General features: G+C 45.1%; 2 protein-coding genes. Both read left to right on the top strand.

Translation table 11 applies throughout. The features are described from left to right. Positions 1-241: cob(I)yrinic acid a,c-diamide adenosyltransferase (locus HW443_RS09040; RefSeq protein WP_176238081.1), on the top strand; the 241-nt coding region annotated here is incomplete at its 5' end. 108 nt (positions 242-349) lie between these two features. Further along, the coding region (locus HW443_RS09035) for a cobyrinate a,c-diamide synthase (RefSeq protein ID WP_176238080.1) at positions 350-1,176 on the top strand (827 nt) is incomplete at its 3' end.

The following is a 1,176-nucleotide window of genomic DNA, read 5'->3' as shown; positions in this document are numbered from 1 at the left end:
GGAAGGGGAGTATGACCTGGTAGTTCTGGACGAGATCAATGTGGCTCTGGATCGGAGGCTGATAACTCTAGATGAGGTTATTGGCCTTATTAAGGAAAAACCGGATTTCATGGAGCTGGTTCTGACCGGTCGCAATGCCCATCCCAAGATAGTGGAAATGGCTGATTTGGTCACTGAGATGAGGGAAGTCAAGCACCCCTTTAACAAAGGTATAAGGGCCAGGAGGGGGATAGAGTTCTAACCCGTCTTTGAACAATCAAAAACATAGAGATAGAGCAGATATCCTGAAGACATTTTAGATGGCAGGTCTTGTATTTCCAATTTTGTTTTCTTAAGGGGTAGTTTTTCGGTGAGGCATCCAAGGGTTATTTTAGCGGGGACAAATAGTAGCGTAGGCAAGACCACTGTGGCTCTGGGAATAATGTTGGCTTTGAAAAAGCGCAACCTGAAGGTCCAACCCTTTAAGGTAGGCCCAGATTATATTGACCCCACTTACCATACTCAGGTAACTAGTCTAGCCTGTCGCAACCTTGACAGCTGGTTGCTTTCGCCAGATACGATCTTTGAGCTATTCGAGAGACAGGCCATAAAATCAGATGTATCCATTATTGAAGGCGTAATGGGTCTATACGATGGGGTGAGCGATAGGAGCGAAAAGGGCAGTACTGCCCTTTTGTCCAAGATCCTCAGATGTCCGGTGATTCTCATTGTGGATGCGCACTCTTTATCCAGAAGTGCTGGAGCAATAGTTTTAGGCTACCAAAAATTTGATAAAGAGGTACGCATTGTCGGAGTAATCCTGAATAACATAGGAAGCTCTACCCACTACCAGGAGGCCAAGAATTCCATCGAAGAGAAGACCGGAATTCCGGTATTGGGATTTCTGCCTCGAGATAAAAATTTACATTTGCCAGAAAGACATCTAGGCCTTATCCCTACTCAGGAGAAGGAGCTATTGCAGAGGTCTTTTTGTGACAGGTTGGCAAGCCTGGTGGATAAGAATATAGATTTGGATAAGGTTCTTAAGATAAGCCAGTCGGCCAGGGCTCTTCCCAAGTTTGAGAAAGAGATCTTCGTTACAAAATCCCCCTCGGATAAAGTAACTATAGCTTTAGCTTTGGACAAGGCCTTTAGCTTCTATTACCAGGATAACCTGGATATCCTGAGGAGCTTAGG

It is taken from the genome of Candidatus Hakubella thermalkaliphila, assembly GCF_013281975.1.
GTDB lineage: Bacteria > Actinomycetota > Humimicrobiia > Hakubellales > Hakubellaceae > Hakubella > Hakubella thermalkaliphila.
Note: the sequence above shows the minus strand (reverse complement) of the source record. Positions and strands in the feature narration are given on the sequence as shown.